This is a genomic window from Arthrobacter sp. MYb221 (genome assembly GCF_002979835.1).
Classification (GTDB): Bacteria; Actinomycetota; Actinomycetes; order Actinomycetales; family Micrococcaceae; genus Glutamicibacter.
Window position 1 is genome coordinate 1 of the sequence record NZ_PCPW01000015.1, and the last position, 15,867, is coordinate 15,867.

The window sequence follows — 15,867 nt, forward strand, 5'->3', positions numbered from 1 at the left end:
GCTGATGGTAATGCTGGTGTGTTGCCGGAGTTGAAGCAGCGTGTGCTGGATCTGGCGCAGGCTCACCCGCTCTACCCAAACCTGCAGAAGATTGGAGCATAATCATGGCTGACCTGCTTCCCGAGCACCCAGAATTTCTCTGGAATAACCCGGACCCGAAAAAGTCCTACGACGCGGTGATCGTCGGCGGCGGCGGGCACGGACTGGCGACCGCCTACTACCTGGCCAAGAACCACGGCATGACAAATATCGCCGTCCTTGAAAAGGGCTGGCTGGCCGGCGGAAATATGGCCCGCAACACCACCATCATCCGTTCGAACTACCTGTGGGACGAATCCGCAGGCATCTACGAGCACTCCCTGAAGCTCTGGGAGCAGCTGCCCGAGGAACTGGAATACGACTTCCTCTTCTCCCAGCGCGGAGTGATGAACCTGGCCCACACGCTGGGCGACGTGCGCGAATCGGTACGCCGCGTGGAGGCGAATAAGCTCAACGGCGTGGACGCCGAATGGCTGAGCCCGGAACAGGTCAAGGAAGCCTGCCCGATCATCAACATTTCCGACGACATCCGCTACCCGATCATGGGCGCCACCTACCAGCCCCGTGCCGGCATCGCCAAGCACGACCACGTTGCCTGGGCCTTCGCCCGCAAGTGCAACGAGCTGGGCGTGGACCTGATCCAGAACTGCGAAGTCACCGGAATCCTCAAGGACGGCAACAAGGTCACCGGGGTGAAGACCAACCGCGGCACCATTCTCGCCGGCAAGGTCGCCCTCGCGGGCGCCGGCCACTCCTCGGTGCTGGCCGAAATGGCCGGCGTCGACCTGCCGATCCAGTCCCACCCGCTGCAGGCACTGGTCTCCGAACTCTTCGAACCGGTGCACCCGACGGTGGTCATGTCCAACCACATCCACGTCTACGTCTCGCAGGCGCATAAGGGCGAACTGGTGATGGGCGCGGGCATCGACTCCTACAACGGCTACGGCCAGCGCGGTGCCTTCCACGTGATCCAGGAGCAGATGGCGGCCTCCGTAGAGCTCTTCCCGATCTTCGCCCGAGCCCACGTGCTGCGCACCTGGGGCGGCATCGTGGACACCACCATGGATGCCTCGCCGATCATCTCCAAGACCCAGGTCGAGAACCTCTACGTCAACTGCGGCTGGGGAACCGGCGGCTTCAAGGGCACCCCGGGTGCCGGCTGGACCTTCGCGCACACCATCGCCAACGACGAGCCGCACAAGCTGAACAAGCCGTTCGCGCTGGAACGCTTCGAAACCGGCTACCTCATCGACGAACACGGCGCCGCAGCCGTGGCCCACTAAGAAAGGGAACCAACTCATGATGCTGATTGACTGCCCGAACTGCGGGCCACGCAACGAAACCGAATTCAAATTCGGCGGCCAGGCGCACGTCGCCTACCCGGACGACCCGCAGGCGCTGAGCGATAAGGAATGGGCGCAGTACCTGTTCTACCGCAAGAATCCCCGGGGCATCAACGCCGAACGCTGGGTGCACGCCGCCGGGTGCCGCAAATGGTTCAACGCCCTGCGCGACACCGTCACATACGAATTCAAGGCAATCTACGGCGCCGGCGAAGCCCGCCCGGAACTGCAAAACACCGAGGGAGGCACCCGATGAGCACCACCGATTCATACCGTCTGGACGCTGCGCAGGCAGTCGACGCCCGGGTGGACTACGCGCAGCCGCTCGATGTGAAGCTGAACGGCCAGCCGCTGTCCGCGCTGCGCGGGGATACCCTGGCCAGCGCGATGCTCGCCTCCGGCATCCGCCGGGTGGGCGACTCGCTGTACCTGAATCGCCCGCGCGGCATCTTCGCCGCCGGGGTGGAAGAGCCCAACGCGCTGGTCCACATCCACGCGCGGCACAGCGACGACGTGGACGAGTCGATGCTCGCCGCCCCGGTGGTTCCCGCCGCCCAGGGGCTGTCCGCCCGCACCCTGTCGGGCCTGGGCACCATGGACCCGCGCAAGGACGAGGCCTACTACGACCACGCGCATGTGCACACCGACGTGCTGGTGGTCGGCTCCGGTCCGGCAGGCCTGGCCGCCGCCCGCGAGGCCGCCCGCAGCGGGGCGCGGGTGATGCTGCTCGATGAACGCGCCGAAGCCGGCGGCCGGCTGCTCGACGCGCCGGACGAACAGATCGACGGGATCGACTCCTGCCAGTGGATCGCCCAGGTCACCGCCGAGCTTGAGGCCGCAGAGGAGACCACCCACCTGCAGCACACCACGGCGCTGGGCAGCTACGACTCGAACTACGTGATCGCCGTGCAGCGCCGCACCGCGCATCTGGACGATGCGCCGGCTCCGGGGGTTTCGCGCGAACGCGTCTGGCATATCCGTGCCGGGCAGGTGGTGCTCGCCACCGGCGCCCACGAGCGTCCGCTGGTCTTCGAGAACAACGACCGCCCGGGCATTATGCTCGCCGGCGCCGTGCGCTCCTACCTGAACCGCTACGGGGTGCGCGCCGGCGCGCAGATCCTCGTGGCCACCACCAACGACTCGGTCTACCCGCTGGTCACCGAGCTGGCCGCCAGCGGCGGGGTCGTCGCGGTCGTCGACGCCCGCGAAAACGTCTCGGTGGCTGCCGCCGAGGCGGTCGGCGCCGGGGTGCACGTGATCACCGGCTCGGTGGTCGTGGATACCGAGGCGGGCGCCAACGGCGAGCTGTCGGCCGTCTGGGTCGCCAGCCTGGATGCGCAGAACAACATCGGCGCCGCGCAGCGCCTGGCCGCGGACACGCTGGCCATCTCCGGCGGCTTCAACCCGGTGGTGCACCTGCACTCCCAGCGCCAGGGCAAGCTCGCCTGGGATTCCACCGTGCACGCGTTCCTGCCCGCGGCACCCGTCGCCAACCAGCACCTCGCCGGTTCGCTCACCGGCCGCTTCGACACCGCCGGCGCGCTGGCCGGGGGCGCCGCCGCAGGTGCCGCGGCGGCCACCGCCGCCGGCTTCGCGACGATCGCCCGCGTGCCCGAAGCCATCGAGGTGGCCCTGGGTGAAACCCGCCCGGTCTGGCTGATCCCCTCGCGCCAGGGCGAGGACGCGGTGCACTACAAGCACCACTTCGTGGACCTGCAGCGCGACCAGACCGTGGCCGAGGTGCTGCGCTCCACCGGAGCGGGCATGCGCTCGGTGGAACATGTGAAGCGCTACACCTCGATCTCCACCGCCAACGACCAGGGCAAGACCTCCGGGGTGGCAGCCATCGGCGTGATCGCCGCGGTGCTGGGCATCGAAAACCCGGCCGAGATCGGCACCACCACCTTCCGCGCCCCCTACACCCCGGTCTCGTTCGTCGCCCTCGCCGGGCGGAACCGCGGCCAGCTGCTGGACCCGGCCCGCATCACCGCCATGCACCCCTGGCATCTGGCCCAAGGCGCCGCGTTCGAGGACGTCGGGCAGTGGAAGCGCCCCTGGTACTACCCGCAGGCGGGCGAGGACATGGACGCGGCGGTCTACCGCGAATGCGCCGCGGTGCGCGACTCGGTGGGCATGCTGGACGCCAGCACGCTGGGCAAGATCGAGATCCGCGGGGCGGACGCGGCCGAATTCCTGAACCGCATCTACACCAACGGCTACACCAAGCTGAAGGTCGGCATGGGCCGCTACGGGGTCATGTGCCACGCGGACGGGATGATCTTCGACGACGGGGTGACCCTGCGCCTGGCCGAGGACCGCTTCCTGATGCACACCACCACCGGCGGCGCCGCGGAGGTGCTGGACTGGCTGGAGGAGTGGCTGCAGACCGAATGGCCGGAGCTGGATGTCGTGTGCACCTCGGTCACCGAGCAGCTGGCCACCGTCGCGGTGGTCGGGCCGAAGTCCCGCGCGGTGATCTCCAAGCTCGCCCCGGAACTGGACGTGTCCAACGAGGCGTTCAAGTTCATGGCCTTCGTGGACACCACGCTGGAAAACGGCACCCCGGCACGGATCAGCCGGATCTCCTTCTCCGGGGAACTCGCCTTCGAGATCGCGGTGCCGAGCTGGTACGGGCTGGGCACCTGGGAGGCCGTCTACGCGGCCGGCGAGGAATACAACATCACCCCGTACGGCACCGAAACCATGCACGTGCTGCGCGCCGAAAAGGGCTTCATCATCGTCGGGCAGGACACCGACGGCACGGTGACCCCGCAGGACGCGGCCATGGGCTGGGTGGTCTCGAAGCTGAAGGATTTCGTGGGAAACCGCTCCTTCAACCGCGATGACAACCAGCGCGCGGACCGCAAGCAGCTGGTCTCCGTGCTGCCGGTGGACAAGACCCTGCGCCTGCCCGAAGGCACCGCGCTGGTCGGAGCCGGAACCCCGGTCACCCCGGCCGACGGCCCGGTCCCGATGGAAGGCTGGGTCACCAGCTCCTACAACTCGCCCGCGCTGGGCCGAACCTTCGGCCTGGCCCTGATCAAGAACGGCTTCAACCGCATCGGTGAAGTCCTCAAGGCCCCCGTCGGCGACCAGCTGGTCGACGTCGAGGTCTGCGAAACCGTACTCTACGACCCGGAAGGCAGCCGCCGAGATGGCTAAGCACAGCGTGATCGAACCAACCACCGACCTGCGCCGCTCCCCGGCCGCGCACCTGGCCGAGGCGATGGCCCAGGCCTCCGTCGCCGGGACGCGCGCCGTCGCATTGCGCGAGATTGCGCTGGCCAGCGCGGTGTCGCTGCGCGCGGTTCCCGGCAGCGCCGGGCACCAGGCGCTCGCCGAGGCCACCGGCGTGGGCTTGCCGACCGGCGTCGGCGAGGTCGCCGGGAGCGTAGCCGGCACCGCGGTGCTCTGGCTCGGGCCGGACGAATTCATGGCCTTCAACGAAGCCGGACAGGAGCTCACCGAGCCGCTGGACTCCGCCCTGGGCCAGGCGCCGGGCCAGGTGATCGACCTTTCGGCGAACCGTGCGGTGCTGGAGCTGCGCGGTGCCGGGGCCACCTTGGTGCTGCGCAAGAGCTGCCCGGCCGATCTGCATCCGCGGGCCTTCGCGGTCAACCAGGCGATCACCACCACGGTAGCGAACGTGCCGATCCTGCTCTGGCGCACCGCGGAGAACAGCTGGTATGTCATGCCGCGCGCCTCGTTCACCGAACATGTGGTGCACTGGATGATCGACGCGATGGCCGAGTTCGCCGCGGACCCGGTCAGCTAGGCACAGCACGTTCGACAGCAGCAGGGCACCTGGCGGGCCGGTCCATTTTCGGGCCGGCCCGCCGGTGTCCGGCGGCAAAAAATTTGCGGACAAGACTCCGGCGCGCTGGCATACTGGGATTAGCGACGCAATCTCGTTGCGGCGGATGGGAATCCGCACTCGGCACGATCCGTGGGAGTCATGATGACCGAGCGTATTTTGTTAGTTGGGGTTGAACCGGGACAGTCGCCGACGGTCCTCGAAGCCGTCATCGAGCTGGCCGAGGCCACGGGCGCGAAGATCATGTGCCTCTATGCGGACTCCGGTCGTTTTGTCACCGAACGCCTGCCCACCGGGGAAATTGTCGAAGACACCACCTTCGATGGGGATGAGCAGTTCCAGCAGGATTTCTCCGCGGCGCTCGCCGAACAGCTTTCGCAGGCCTTCGCCGGGACGAAGGTCAGCTGGGCGGCGCGCACCGTCGCCGGCGATCCGGCCAAGGCGTTGATGCGGGTGGCCGATGAGCTCAACGCGCAGCTGATCGCCATCGGCACCCGGCGTCCGGGGCTGCGCAGCCGGATGGAAGAACTCATGGACGGATCGATCGCCGTCGCGCTGGCCCATCGCCAGTCCCGTCCGGTGCTCGTCGTCCCGCAGGTTCCCGGATTCTTCGAGGCGCAGTCCGCGAGGTCATGAAGCTTCGCCCGGAGGCGAAAATAGCTCTGCGGAACCGCCGCTGGCCTACGATGAAGCCATGACTCGGCGCAACGTAGATCTCGCAATCATTGGCTCAGGTTCCGGCAACTCGCTGATTACCGACTACTGGGACGACAAGCAGGTAGCCATCGCCGAGGGGTCGACCTTCGGCGGCACCTGCCTGAACGTGGGCTGCATCCCGACGAAGATGTTCGTCCGCCCCGCCCATCTGGCCCGCGGCATCGAAGAGGCCGCCCGGCTCGGGATGCAGCTGGCCGTGGAGAAGGTCGACTGGCTCGCCATCCGCGATCGGATCTTCGGGCGCATCGACCCGATCTCCGCCGGCGGGGAGGACTACCGCAAGCGGCTGGAGCACGTCGAGCTCATCTCCCAGTTCGTCACGCTGCGCGAGGGCAAGACCCTGCGGGCCGAAGACGGCACCGAGATCACCGCCGAGCAGCTAGTCATCGCCGCCGGATCCCGCCCCACCCTGCCCGCGCTGGAAGGCATCAACCTGGACGGGGTGCACACCTCGGACACCATCATGCGCCTGGCGCAGCTTCCCGAACGGCTGGTCATCATCGGCGGCGGCTACATCGCCTGCGAGTTCGCCGCCATCTTCTCCGCCCTGGGCTCCGAGGTCATCCAGCTGGTGCGCTCCGGGGCGCTGATGCGCCACCTGGATGCCGAGATCAGCGAGGCCTATAACGCGGAGGCGACCGCCCATTGGCAGGTGCGCTATCACACCGAAGCCCGCGCGCTGCGCCCGGCCGACTCCGGGCTGGACGTGGAGCTCGGGGGAGAAACGCTGCGTGCCGACACGGTGCTCGTGGCCATCGGCCGCACCCCGAATACGGATCTGATCGGCGCGCGGGAAGCCGGCCTGGATCTGCACGAGGACGGCCGGCTGCAGGTGGATGAATACCAGCGGGTGCTGCGCGGCGGCCAGCCCGTGGTGGGCACCTACGCGCTGGGGGACATCAGCTCCGAAACGCAGCTGAAGCATGTGGCGAACTACGAGGCTAGGCTCGTCGCCCACAACCTGGAGCATCCCGGAGAGCTGCGCAAGAACTCCGATCGTGCGGTCCCGGCAGCGGTGTTCACCCATCCGGAACTTGCCACCATCGGGCTCACCGAGCAAGAAGCGCGCGCGCAGCTCGGCGCGGAGCACCTCACCGTGAAGACGCAGAAATTCGGGGACACCGCCTATGGCTGGGCGATGGAGGACCGCACCGGACTATTCAAGGTGCTCGCCGACAAGCGCACCGGCCAGCTGGTCGGTGCCCACGCCATGGGGCCGGAGGCCTCGAACCTCATCCAGCCGGTGATTATGGCGATGAACCTGGGCATCGATGCGCACACCGCGGCCACCGGCCAGTACTGGATCCATCCGGCGCTGATGGAGGTCGTGGAAAATGCCCTGCTCGGATTGGACGTCCCGGACTCGGGGCTGCTCTAGACCTCGAAATACAGTTCCAGGTGCAGCTTGCACCCGGGGTTGAAGAGCGCGGCGCAGGCGGGGCAGGTACTCGCGCCCAAATATTGCGTGATGCTCAGCTGGGCCTTGCAGACCCCGCAGAGCACCGCCGGTTCGCCGAAGCGCTCGGCCGGCCAGAGCCGTACCTGGTGCCCGGCAACTTCCGCGTGGCACAGGTGGCACGGATAGTACTGTCCGCAGCAGAAGTGCTTGATGGCGATGACATCGAAGTCCTGATGGTAGTGGGCGCAGCGCGTTTGCGGGTCGACCTCGACCCCGAGGACTGCGGGTGTATCGCTCATTTGTGCTCCTTATCCATTACGTAGCCTACTCATCGACGAACACCGTGACCCAAATTTTGGAGTCCTTCTCGGCGGTAATTTCTATTCGTTGCTCCGTGGGGCGGGCGCCTACCGGTGCGCTCATGCTGCTTGCGCCCTGGGTGGTGCACCCTCCGGTGGCCGAGCTACTGCCGTGGTTCGTGAGCTGCAACTCCCAATCACCGCTTCCGGTGCAGAGCACCGCAGCGCCTAGTTGCGTGTGCTCACTGGGAAGAGAAGCAACGTCGACAGTGATGCTTCCGCTGCCGGTGGCTTGGGCAATGATCGCTGCCTTCGGATTGGTTGAGGATAACGCAGCTTGCTGTTGGCCGAACATTGCGCCATCGCTCTCATCGCTGCCTACGGGCTGGTCAGCGGAAGCTTCTGGTGTCGGATCGATCTCGGATGCATCCCCGGTACAACTAGCCAATGGGAAAGCCAGTGCCGCTAGCAGGGTGACGACAGGCAAAGTTTTTATCATCCTCATGGGAAAATCATAGGTCTCTTCGACTGTCTACGCTACGGCGGCTCTGGAACCGCTCAGCACGGCAAACCGCCGGCGCTCGCCGGCAGATCGCGGCACCGCATCCCCGCTCGACCCGAAGCCGTTGTGCATTGATGCACGCTCAATGTGCGAAAGAGGAGCCCGTATTGGCGTGCTGACACCTACCTTCCAAGTGTGATCTAGGACATACTCGTGATTGATCATCACAGGTGGGGTTCGAAATCGAATCTCTTGGCTGGAAGGAAAACCATTGGTATCCGAAACCTCAACCAAGGCCGAACACAAGGGACTGCGCCGCGTCGTCTCCGCTTCCATGGCCGGCACCGTCGTGGAATGGTACGAATTCTTCCTTTATGCCACCGCCGCGACGCTGGTCTTCAACAAGGTCTTTTTCCCCGAATCGGCCAACGAGCTGGATAACATCATCAAGGCGTTTCTGACCTACGCGGTCGGTTTTGTCGCCCGCCCGATCGGCGGCATCGTCTTCGGCCACTTCGGCGACAAGTACGGACGAAAGCACCTCTTGCAGATCGCGATCGTGCTGGTCGGCGCGACTACCTTCCTCATGGGTTGCCTGCCGACCTTCGACGCAATCGGCTACGCGGCACCGATCCTGCTGATCGTGCTGCGCTTCCTGCAGGGCTTCGCCGTCGGGGGCGAGTGGGGCGGCGCGGTCTTGCTGGTGGCCGAACATGCGCCGAACAAGGAGCGCGGCTTCTGGTCCTCATGGCCGCAGGCGGCGGTGCCGATCGGCAACCTGCTGGCCACCATCGTGCTGCTGGTGCTCTCCTCCACACTCAGTGAGGAAGCCTTCCTCGCCTGGGGTTGGCGTGTGGGCTTCTGGCTTTCGGTAGTGATCGTGGTCGTCGGCTACTACATCCGCACCCGTGTCTCGGACGCCCCGATCTTCCAGGAGGCCAAGGCCGAGCTGGAGCAGAACGCGGCAGCCGGATACGGCGTCAAAGAGGTCTTCCGCCGCTACCCGCGTGGGGTGTTCACGGCCATGGGCCTGCGCTTCGGGGAGAACATCATGTACTACATGGTCGTGACCTTCTCCATCACCTACATGGCCACCCAGCTGAAGATGGATACCTCCACGATTCTCGGGTTGATGCTGCTCGCGCACATCTTCCATGCGGTCCTGGTGCCGCTGGTCGGCAGGATGACCGACACCCGTGGGCGCCGACCGGTCTATGCCACCGGGGTGATCCTGATGGCCTTCTGGGGCGTGATCGCCTTCCCGCTGTTCAATACCGCAAACGACTTCGTGATCCTGTTGACCATCACCGGTGGCTTGGCCGTGCACGCATTGATGTATGCCGGTCAGCCGGCGATCATGGCAGAAATGTTCCCCACCCGCATGCGCTACTCCGGTGTCTCGCTGGGCTACCAGGTCACCTCGATCGTCGCCGGGTCGATGGCGCCGATTATCGCCACCTTCCTGCTGAAGGTCTATGGTTCCTGGGTGCCGGTGGCCGGGTACATCGTCTTCGCCGCGCTTGTCACCATGGTGGCCGTCTACTTCATGAAGGAGACGAAGGGGATTAGCCTGGCCGCTATCGACGAGCAGGACCGCATCGACACCGGGCTGCTCAACGAGGCGGTAAAGGTCAAAAAATAGGCAGAAGAACGCGGCCGGCTCCGCGCAGGGGCCGGCCGTTGCCATGCCACGATGAGGTTCTAGCAATCGTTGCCGCACCGCAGAGCAGCATCGGAAGTGAACCTGATTCGCCACTCAAAACTTTTCCACATTGGGCTAAAACCCCGCTCAAACAGTCCGTAGTCCGCGAGATCATTGAACATGGGACTACAAGAGATATTTCAGAGCGACGATGACACCCATCGTCTCCCGCTGAACCCGCCAGGACACCGGGTTGCTTCCCATCCTGACGGGTTGTTGACCTCCTTGGTTGAGCATGAGAAGTATTTCAGCCAGATCGCGGCGCTGGCCGCCGAACTCTACAACCTGCCGCCGTTGCAGGATCCGGGCTCAGGGCTGGTGCGGCTGCAGAAGCTCGCGAGGCTGCGGCGCATGCTCGACGCGGCCGAGGCGGTGACTCTTTCGGACTCGGTGGAGCTGGTCGCCCAGGTCGTGGCCGAAAACAGCAGTGCGGATCCGAAGACGGAAACCGAGCAGCAACGCCGTGAGCGGATCAGCGCGAACTACTACGGCGTGGACCCGGCCGCCGAGCAGATCATCCGTTCGAACTTCATCGCCGAAGCCGCCGTGGCGTTGCGTGAGTCCGAGGAGAAGGTCCGCGGGAAGCTGTTCATTGCCGACGGGCTGCGCCATTTGTGCACGGACACGTTGGATGCTTTGGCTGCCGGGGAGATCACCACGAAGGCGGCGGGGGATATCGTGAAGCAGGCTCAGGATCTGGGGTCCGCCGATATCCGGCGGATGGAGCATGTGCTGTTGCCGATGGCGAAAACCGCGTCCGATGCGGCCGTGAGCCAGCGTGCTCGGCGGATGCATGACCGGATGAACCCCGAATCGGCGCAGGAGCGCCATGAGGCGGCGAAGGAGTCCCGGGCGTTGACGCATTGGAGTGAAGCGGACGGGATGGCGGCGTTGAAGTTGCGTGCTCCGGCGGCGGATATTATTTCCATGATCAACACGGTGAAGTATTTCGCGAGGCATGATGTGGATCCTGACGATTCCCGTACCCAGGGGCAGCGGGAGGCTGATATTTTCCGTGATGCCCTGCTCGATGGGTGGCCGGCAACGGGTGGGACGCCGTTGAAAACGCGGGTGGCGTTGACTATCCCGGCGGTGGAAACCTTGGCGGATCCCAAGCGGGCGTTGGCGGATTTGGAAGGGTACGGGCCGATCCCGGTAGGCACGGCCTTGGCGTTGGCGAAGGACGCTCCGTCGATGCTGCGGGTGCTGACCGATCCGTGGACCGGGGCCGCGATCGATGTGGGGCGGCAGAAGTATCGTCCTTCGCAGGCGTTGAAGGATTTGTTGCGGGTGCGGGAGGTGCATTGCTGCTTCCCGGGGTGCCGGCGTACCGCGGAGACTTCGGAGATTGATCATGTGGAGGATTGGGCCAAGGGCGGGCACACGGACCGGAGTAATACGAAGTTGCTCTGCAAACGGCATCAGATGTTGAAACACGCGTTGGGGTGGCAGTCGATTTACCGCCCGGATGGGTCGGTGGGTTGGCGGACTCCTCATGGGTTGGTCTGTCTGGAGTTGCCGGGCAGCGTTCAGGTGGTGCAGAACTTCGATCACGTCCATGACCGGACCCCGGTGCGGGAGGTGGGGCTGACCGATCGGGTGCGGCGGGTGTTGGGTTGGGTTGATCCGCCGGATCGGATTGCTAGTTAGTTGCGTTGCTGGGTGAGTGATTTTTTCATTCACCGCCGCTAGATCACATTACCTATCTGATACATGACAGCTCACTTGTTTACCGGTTACCGGTTACCGGTTAACGGTTGCCGGTTGCCGGGGGCACGGTGTTCTTGGTGCCGGCTACTGGTCTGCGTGGTGTGTGTCTTGGTGGCTGGTGGCTGGTTGGTGGTCGGGTTTGGTGGCTGAGTGAAGAATATTCTCAGTCAGTCGGTGCCATGGATCGTGCGGCGCGAGGCAGATTTGCTGATCGAGTGGGCTGGCCGTGCGTGGGTGAGTGAAAAATTTATTCATCTGTGTTCGGGCGCCAAGTTCGTGGATGGTGGTCCTGTTGCAGCGAAACGGCAGCCCGGTCTGCGGGTGCTCGGACCGCAGTTCGGCAGAGGAGAGAAACCGTCAGTTGCTCCTCTGCCTCACATTGCTCGATGCCCGATCTGGCAGGGGGCGCAGCTCGGCGCTCAGCGGCGTTGGTACGAGGTTCGTTTGGTTCTGGATGTCCACTCGCCGCACTCCACATTCATTGCAACGCACGTAGATGACATAGCCGATCGAAGTAGGGTGCTTGGACTCGCTGATCCAGCTGTGCTCGTGGGTGCCGACGAGCGACGTGTTTTGCTGAGTCTTGATGTTCTGTTCAATGTGCATACTACTACCATGATGTAATGGTCTTATGCATCTCAACCCTTACGGAGAATATGCGGTTCTGCTAGCTGCCTCGCTCGCCTCGTCCTGGCCGGAAGACCGTGCCGGAATCGTCTCTCGCGCACGGGAATTCGGAATGACAGTTCCCTTTCCCGAGGAAACGGGGGACTACAATGCGGTTCGCCGTGTCATCGACGACTGGCTGACCGTGGTGGATGCACCAGACCCGCAAGAGCGTGCGCGCATCCTCAATGAGCACATGGCCACCGCCTCTGCGTATCCGCGGCTTACCGACCACGATGATGAAGGGTGGCATCTGCACTATCGGGATGCCGACGCGCGCGCCTTGCCCCACGTGCTCTCGGCTGTTTTCAGCGTGGGCACCGCCTTGCATCTCACGACTCGTGGGATGCATCGCCTGCACCGCTGCGCTGCGGGATCGACGCCGGGGGATCCCTGCACGGCGGTAGTGGCCGATGTAACGCGCAACGGCAGGCAGCAGTATTGCTCGGTGCGCTGCGCGAACCGGGCGGCTGTCCGCAGACACCGTGCCCGAGCAACGGCGGACAGCGACTAGTGCGGACTGGCAACAAGCGAGGGGCAACGGGTTCGCGGCCGCCCTCCGCCTAGGCGGTGCACCAGTTCAGCAGGGGAAGGACGGGATGAACCAGTTGCCATGTGCGGCGGCATCGTTCAGCGCACGCACCGTCGCCTGAACCGCCTTGTTGCGCAGCGCCTCCTCGCGGCCCACCAGCCAGTATTCCGAGGTGTAGGAGAACCGATCGTGCAGCACCGGCACCAGGTTCGGGTACTGCTCGGAGAGGAAGACCGGCAGCAGGCCGAGTCCGGCGTGGTTCATCGTCGCGGCGAATTGCACGGCGATGCTGGTGGAGGACACCGAACGGCGCATCGGGGGAAATAGGCTGGTCGCGTCGTCGAGCTTGTCCACGGTCAGCGCGGTGTCGATGTAGTAGTTCAGGTAGTGCTCGCGCAGATCTTCCAATGCGGTGGGGGTGCCGCGGCGCTCCAGATATTCGGCGGTGGCGTAGAGCCGCAGTTCATAGTCCATCAGCTTCGAGGACACCGCGCGGCGCACATGCGGTTCGCCGATGACGATCTCCAGGTCCATGCCGGTGCGTGTCTGCCGCGCCCGGGTGGTTTCCGAAACGATCTCGAATACCAGCTGCGGGTGCTCTTCGTGGAGCCTGGCCAGCGCCGGGGCGGCCAGGTGGGCGCTGAACGCGTCGGGCGCGGCGACCCGCACATGCCCGGTGAGCTGTCCGGTGTCCTCCTCGGTGCCAATCGCCGCCACCGCCTGTTCGATGGCCTCGGCGGAAATCATTGCGCGCCGGCCCAGATCGGTCAGCTCCCAGCCGTTCGGCGTGCGGGTGAGCAGCTGTCCGCCCATGGCTTTCTGCAGCGCGGCGATGCGCCGGGAGATCGTCGAATGGTTGACCCCGAGCACGCTCGCGGCAGCGGTGTAGCGGCCCAGGCGCGCCACCGTCAAGAAGGCGATCAGGGATTCGAGGTGGCGGTAATCGATCTGGCGGTCCATCCATACAGTGTGCACCAGCGCACAGCAGTGTTGCAATAATGGCCTTTCCTTGTGCGTTGAGGTTGTGATCCGCCGCACCTACGCTGGGAATTAGTTAGGTCAACAAGGCTACGGAGGGTACGGCAATGAGCGTTTACGCATGGATCGGCTTGGGCAATATGGGTGCTCCGATGAGCGGGAACCTGGTGCGTGCAGGGCATACGGTGCGCGGTTATGACCTGAACGCCGAGGCCTGTGCCGCGGCCGAGGCGGCCGGCGTGCAGATCGCGGCCAGCATCGCCGAGGCGATGGCCGGCGCCGACGCGGTATTCACCATGCTGCCCAAGGGCGAGCATGTCCGTGCGGTGTACGAGGCGCCCGAGGGGGTGTGGGCCAACGCCACGAGCGATATGCTGCTGCTCGATTCCTCCACCGTGGATATCGAATCCTCCCGCGCGCTGCACGACGGCAGCGCGCAACGCGGCCTGGACTTCGTCGATGCGCCGGTCTCCGGCGGGATCTCCGGGGCGGCGGCCGGCACGCTCGCCTTCATGCTCGGCGGCCGGGCCGAACTGATGGACCGGGCGGTGCAGCTGATCTCCCCGATGTCGGCCAAGACCATCGTCGCCGGCGGACCGACCTCCGGGATCGCGGCGAAAATCTGCAATAACATGATGCTGTTCATCGACCTGATGGCCAGCGCCGAAGGCTCCCAGCTGGCCGAGCGCCTGGGGCTGGATCCGAAGGTGTTCTGGGAGATTGCCTCGGTCTCCTCGGGGCGTTCCTGGGCGCAGCAGACCTGGTACCCGGTGCCCGAAGTGATCGACACGGCGGCGGCGAACAACAATTTCGAGGCGACCTTCCGCGTGGATCTGGCCCGCAAGGACGTGGGCCTGGCGCTGGACGCCGGGGCGCTGACCGGGATCGACCTGCCGGCCGCCACACTAGCCCGGGAGCACTTCGACCGGCTCATCGCCGAAGGCCTGGCGGACAAGGACTGCTCGCTGATCGTGAAGAATCTGGTGCCCGACGGAGTGGTGCGCGGCTACACCCCGCAGGTCAGCGTGGGGCGGTAACGCAATGCGCAGCATCCGGGCCGCCGTCCTTCAGCAGTCGGGGGCCGCACGCCCCTACGCGCAGAGCAAGCCGCTGCGGGTTACCGAGGTGCAGCTGGCCGAACCCGGGCCCGGCGAGGTGCTGGTGCGCATCGAGGCTGCCGGGTTATGCCATTCGGACCTGTCGGTGATCGACGGCAACCGGCCCCGCCCGCTGCCGATGGTGCTCGGCCATGAGAGCGCCGGACTGATCGAGGCGCTCGGCGCGGGAGTCAGCGACCTGCACGTGGGCCAGCGGGTGGTCTCGGTCTTCCTGCCGCGCTGCGAAAACTGCGCCGCCTGCGCCACCGGCGGCAAGCTGCCCTGCACGGCCGGCAGTGCGAGCAATGCCGCCGGCACCTTGCTCAGCGGTGCGCGCAGGCTCGCGGCCGAGGGCCAACCGCTGCACCATCATCTGGGCGTTTCGGCCTTCGCCAGCCACGCGGTGCTGGACCGCCGCTCGGTGGTGCCGGTCGGCGCAGACGTGCCGCCGGCGGTGGCGGCGGTGCTCGGCTGCGCGGTGCTCACCGGGGGAGGCGCGGTACTCAACGCGGGCCGGCCGGTGCAGGGCCAATCCCTGATGGTGCTGGGCCTGGGCGGAGTGGGCATGGCGGCGCTGCTGGTAGCCATCGCCCATACCGCCGGCTGGACCCGCCCGGCCCGGCTGATCGCGGTGGACATGAACCGCGATAAGCTCCAGCGCGCCCTGGAGCTCGGGGCCACCGAGGCGCTCACCCCGGATCAGGCCGCGGACCGGGGGATCACCGCAGACGTGGTGATCGAGGCCGCTGGCCACCCAAAGGCGTTTGAATCCGCGGTACGCGCCACCTCAATCGGGGGCACGCTGGTGACCGTGGGGCTGCCGGCTCCCGGAGCGCTTGCCGAAATCGAACCGCTCGCGCTGACCAGCGGCGCGCGCACCCTCATCGGCTCCTACCTCGGCTCGGCCATCCCCGCCCGGGATATTCCCTACTATGAACAGCTCTGGCGCGACGGGCTGCTGCCGGTCGAGGAGCTGCTCACCGGCCAGCGCCCGCTGAGCGAAATCAATTTGGCCTTCGACGAGCTCGCCGATGGGAGCACCATCCGCCAGCTGATCACCTTCGACTGA

15 protein-coding genes are annotated in these 15,867 nt (G+C 65.7%); 11 read left to right on the top strand and 4 right to left on the bottom strand.

The window, feature by feature from the left end:
• Positions 1 to 104: 104 nt before the first annotated feature.
• The 6 genes from CQ015_RS15565 to CQ015_RS15590 all read left to right on the top strand — a co-directional run bounded on the left by CQ015_RS15565 (position 105) and on the right by CQ015_RS15590 (position 7,291).
• The gene (locus CQ015_RS15565) at positions 105 to 1,322 is read left to right on the top strand and encodes a sarcosine oxidase subunit beta family protein (protein WP_096286670.1); all 1,218 of its coding nucleotides are present in this window, start codon (positions 105 to 107) and stop codon (positions 1,320 to 1,322) included.
• A 16-nt stretch (positions 1,323 to 1,338) separates the two neighbouring features.
• A complete protein-coding gene (locus CQ015_RS15570) occupies positions 1,339 to 1,638 on the top strand; it encodes a sarcosine oxidase subunit delta (protein WP_105554468.1) in 300 nt (99 codons plus the stop codon).
• A complete protein-coding gene (locus tag CQ015_RS15575) occupies positions 1,635 to 4,544 on the top strand; it encodes a sarcosine oxidase subunit alpha family protein (RefSeq protein ID WP_105570279.1) in 2,910 nt (969 codons plus the stop codon). The genes CQ015_RS15570 and CQ015_RS15575 overlap by 4 nt, the downstream gene beginning before the upstream one ends.
• Positions 4,537 to 5,157: a sarcosine oxidase subunit gamma family protein gene (soxG, locus tag CQ015_RS15580; RefSeq protein ID WP_105650579.1), complete on the top strand. Its 621-nt coding sequence runs from the start codon at positions 4,537 to 4,539 to the stop codon at positions 5,155 to 5,157. The genes CQ015_RS15575 and soxG overlap by 8 nt, the downstream gene beginning before the upstream one ends.
• A 183-nt stretch (positions 5,158 to 5,340) precedes the next feature.
• Positions 5,341 to 5,832 carry a universal stress protein gene (locus CQ015_RS15585; RefSeq protein WP_181148614.1) on the top strand — a complete coding sequence of 164 codons (492 nt, stop codon included), beginning with the start codon at positions 5,341 to 5,343 and terminating at the stop codon, positions 5,830 to 5,832.
• Positions 5,833 to 5,890: 58 nt separating this feature from the next.
• On the top strand, positions 5,891 to 7,291 hold the full coding sequence (locus CQ015_RS15590) for a mycothione reductase (RefSeq protein WP_105650580.1): 1,401 nt from the start codon (positions 5,891 to 5,893) through the stop codon (positions 7,289 to 7,291).
• On the opposite strand, the gene CQ015_RS15595 is transcribed toward CQ015_RS15590, so the two are convergent.
• Together CQ015_RS15595 and CQ015_RS15600 are read right to left on the bottom strand one after the other, a co-directional pair.
• A complete protein-coding gene (locus CQ015_RS15595; RefSeq protein ID WP_181148613.1) occupies positions 7,288 to 7,611 on the bottom strand; it encodes a CHY zinc finger protein in 324 nt (107 codons plus the stop codon). The two genes, CQ015_RS15590 and CQ015_RS15595, sit on opposite strands and share 4 nt — an antisense overlap.
• A gap of 25 nt (positions 7,612 to 7,636) precedes the next feature.
• Entirely contained in the window at positions 7,637 to 8,116 is a 480-nt protein-coding gene (locus CQ015_RS15600) for a hypothetical protein (protein WP_146114079.1), read from the bottom strand.
• Between the two features lie 268 nt (positions 8,117 to 8,384).
• Here CQ015_RS15600 and CQ015_RS15605 point away from each other — a divergent pair, with 268 nt between their 5' ends.
• Positions 8,385 to 9,755 (top strand): MFS transporter, encoded by a 1,371-nt coding sequence (locus CQ015_RS15605; protein ID WP_308727288.1) that lies wholly within the window; start codon positions 8,385 to 8,387, stop codon positions 9,753 to 9,755.
• 180 nt (positions 9,756 to 9,935) lie between these two features.
• The gene (locus tag CQ015_RS15610; protein ID WP_105650582.1) at positions 9,936 to 11,465 is read left to right on the top strand and encodes an HNH endonuclease signature motif containing protein; all 1,530 of its coding nucleotides are present in this window, start codon (positions 9,936 to 9,938) and stop codon (positions 11,463 to 11,465) included.
• A 417-nt stretch (positions 11,466 to 11,882) separates the two neighbouring features.
• Here CQ015_RS15610 and CQ015_RS15615 read toward each other — a convergent pair whose 3' ends face one another.
• The gene (locus CQ015_RS15615) at positions 11,883 to 12,131 is read right to left on the bottom strand and encodes a hypothetical protein (RefSeq protein ID WP_105650583.1); all 249 of its coding nucleotides are present in this window, start codon (positions 12,129 to 12,131) and stop codon (positions 11,883 to 11,885) included.
• 25 nt (positions 12,132 to 12,156) lie between these two features.
• On the opposite strand from CQ015_RS15615, the gene CQ015_RS15620 reads away from it, so the two are divergent.
• Positions 12,157 to 12,705: a CGNR zinc finger domain-containing protein gene (locus tag CQ015_RS15620; RefSeq protein ID WP_105650584.1), complete on the top strand. Its 549-nt coding sequence runs from the start codon at positions 12,157 to 12,159 to the stop codon at positions 12,703 to 12,705.
• Positions 12,706 to 12,771: 66 nt separating this feature from the next.
• On the opposite strand, the gene CQ015_RS15625 is transcribed toward CQ015_RS15620, so the two are convergent.
• Positions 12,772 to 13,683, bottom strand: coding sequence for a LysR family transcriptional regulator (locus CQ015_RS15625; RefSeq protein WP_258138680.1), 912 nt, complete (start codon positions 13,681 to 13,683; stop codon positions 12,772 to 12,774).
• 125 nt (positions 13,684 to 13,808) lie between these two features.
• Here CQ015_RS15625 and mmsB point away from each other — a divergent pair, with 125 nt between their 5' ends.
• Positions 13,809 to 14,738 carry a 3-hydroxyisobutyrate dehydrogenase gene (gene mmsB, locus CQ015_RS15630; protein WP_105650585.1) on the top strand — a complete coding sequence of 310 codons (930 nt, stop codon included), beginning with the start codon at positions 13,809 to 13,811 and terminating at the stop codon, positions 14,736 to 14,738.
• A 4-nt stretch (positions 14,739 to 14,742) separates the two neighbouring features.
• Entirely contained in the window at positions 14,743 to 15,867 is a 1,125-nt protein-coding gene (locus CQ015_RS15635) for an alcohol dehydrogenase catalytic domain-containing protein (RefSeq protein ID WP_105650586.1), read from the top strand.

Coding starts and splice junctions, on each gene's coding strand:
- CQ015_RS15565 (WP_096286670.1), top strand. CDS start 105: ATGGCTGACCTGCTTCCCGAGCACCCAGAATTTCTCTGGAATAACCCG.
- CQ015_RS15570 (WP_105554468.1), top strand. CDS start 1,339: ATGATGCTGATTGACTGCCCGAACTGCGGGCCACGCAACGAAACCGAA.
- CQ015_RS15575 (WP_105570279.1), top strand. CDS start 1,635: ATGAGCACCACCGATTCATACCGTCTGGACGCTGCGCAGGCAGTCGAC.
- soxG (WP_105650579.1), top strand. CDS start 4,537: ATGGCTAAGCACAGCGTGATCGAACCAACCACCGACCTGCGCCGCTCC.
- CQ015_RS15585 (WP_181148614.1), top strand. CDS start 5,341: ATGACCGAGCGTATTTTGTTAGTTGGGGTTGAACCGGGACAGTCGCCG.
- CQ015_RS15590 (WP_105650580.1), top strand. CDS start 5,891: ATGACTCGGCGCAACGTAGATCTCGCAATCATTGGCTCAGGTTCCGGC.
- CQ015_RS15595 (WP_181148613.1), bottom strand. CDS start 7,611: ATGAGCGATACACCCGCAGTCCTCGGGGTCGAGGTCGACCCGCAAACG.
- CQ015_RS15600 (WP_146114079.1), bottom strand. CDS start 8,116: ATGAGGATGATAAAAACTTTGCCTGTCGTCACCCTGCTAGCGGCACTG.
- CQ015_RS15610 (WP_105650582.1), top strand. CDS start 9,936: ATGGGACTACAAGAGATATTTCAGAGCGACGATGACACCCATCGTCTC.
- CQ015_RS15615 (WP_105650583.1), bottom strand. CDS start 12,131: ATGCACATTGAACAGAACATCAAGACTCAGCAAAACACGTCGCTCGTC.
- CQ015_RS15620 (WP_105650584.1), top strand. CDS start 12,157: ATGCATCTCAACCCTTACGGAGAATATGCGGTTCTGCTAGCTGCCTCG.
- CQ015_RS15625 (WP_258138680.1), bottom strand. CDS start 13,683: ATGGACCGCCAGATCGATTACCGCCACCTCGAATCCCTGATCGCCTTC.
- mmsB (WP_105650585.1), top strand. CDS start 13,809: ATGAGCGTTTACGCATGGATCGGCTTGGGCAATATGGGTGCTCCGATG.
- CQ015_RS15635 (WP_105650586.1), top strand. CDS start 14,743: ATGCGCAGCATCCGGGCCGCCGTCCTTCAGCAGTCGGGGGCCGCACGC.